The organism is Streptomyces sp. NPDC088350 (genome assembly GCF_044753545.1).
Taxonomy (GTDB): Bacteria; Actinomycetota; Actinomycetes; order Streptomycetales; family Streptomycetaceae; genus Streptomyces.
In genome coordinates this window covers 3,293-4,579 of the sequence record NZ_JBIVNL010000032.1, presented here as the reverse complement: position 1 = coordinate 4,579, position 1,287 = coordinate 3,293, and the positions used below count along the sequence as shown (strand labels likewise).

The window sequence follows — 1,287 nt, the reverse complement described above, 5'->3', positions numbered from 1 at the left end:
GGGTGGGAACACTCATCTCGAAGCAGGCTTCCCGCTTAGATGCTTTCAGCGGTTATCCCTCCCGAACGTAGCCAACCAGCCATGCCCTTGGCAGAACAACTGGCACACCAGAGGTTCGTCCGTCCCGGTCCTCTCGTACTAGGGACAGCCCTTCTCAATGTTCCTGCGCGCGCAGCGGATAGGGACCGAACTGTCTCACGACGTTCTAAACCCAGCTCGCGTACCGCTTTAATGGGCGAACAGCCCAACCCTTGGGACCGACTCCAGCCCCAGGATGCGACGAGCCGACATCGAGGTGCCAAACCATCCCGTCGATATGGACTCTTGGGGAAGATCAGCCTGTTATCCCCGGGGTACCTTTTATCCGTTGAGCGACGGCGCTTCCACAAGCCACCGCCGGATCACTAGTCCCGACTTTCGTCCCTGCTCGACCCGTCGGTCTCACAGTCAAGCTCCCTTGTGCACTTACACTCAACACCTGATTGCCAACCAGGCTGAGGGAACCTTTGGGCGCCTCCGTTACTCTTTAGGAGGCAACCGCCCCAGTTAAACTACCCATCAGACACTGTCCCTGATCCGGATCACGGACCCAGGTTAGACATCCAGCACGACCAGACTGGTATTTCAACGACGACTCCCACCGAACTGGCGTCCGATGCTCAAAGTCTCCCAGCTATCCTACACAAGCCGAACCGAACACCAATATCAAACTGTAGTAAAGGTCCCGGGGTCTTTCCGTCCTGCTGCGCGAAACGAGCATCTTTACTCGTAGTGCAATTTCACCGGGCCTATGGTTGAGACAGTCGAGAAGTCGTTACGCCATTCGTGCAGGTCGGAACTTACCCGACAAGGAATTTCGCTACCTTAGGATGGTTATAGTTACCACCGCCGTTTACTGGCGCTTAAGTTCTCAGCTTCGCCCAACCGAAGTTGAACTAACCGGTCCCCTTAACGTTCCAGCACCGGGCAGGCGTCAGTCCGTATACATCGCCTTACGGCTTCGCACGGACCTGTGTTTTTAGTAAACAGTCGCTTCTCGCTGGTCTCTGCGGCCACCCCCAGCTCAAGGAGTAAATCCTCTCACCAGTGATGGCCCCCCTTCTCCCGAAGTTACGGGGGCATTTTGCCGAGTTCCTTAACCATAGTTCACCCGAACGCCTCGGTATTCTCTACCTGACCACCTGAGTCGGTTTAGGGTACGGGCCGCCATGAAACTCGCTAGAGGCTTTTCTCGACAGCATAGGATCATCCACTTCACCACAATCGGCTCGGCATCAGGTCTCAGGC

The 1,287-nt window shown here is 56.1% G+C and carries 1 rRNA gene (running past one end of the window); it reads right to left on the bottom strand.

Going from position 1 to position 1,287, the window contains the following annotated elements:
• Window positions 1-1,287 (bottom strand): 23S ribosomal RNA (locus tag ACIQBL_RS48040) (its annotated part continues 1,796 nt past the right edge of the window); the annotation flags it as partial.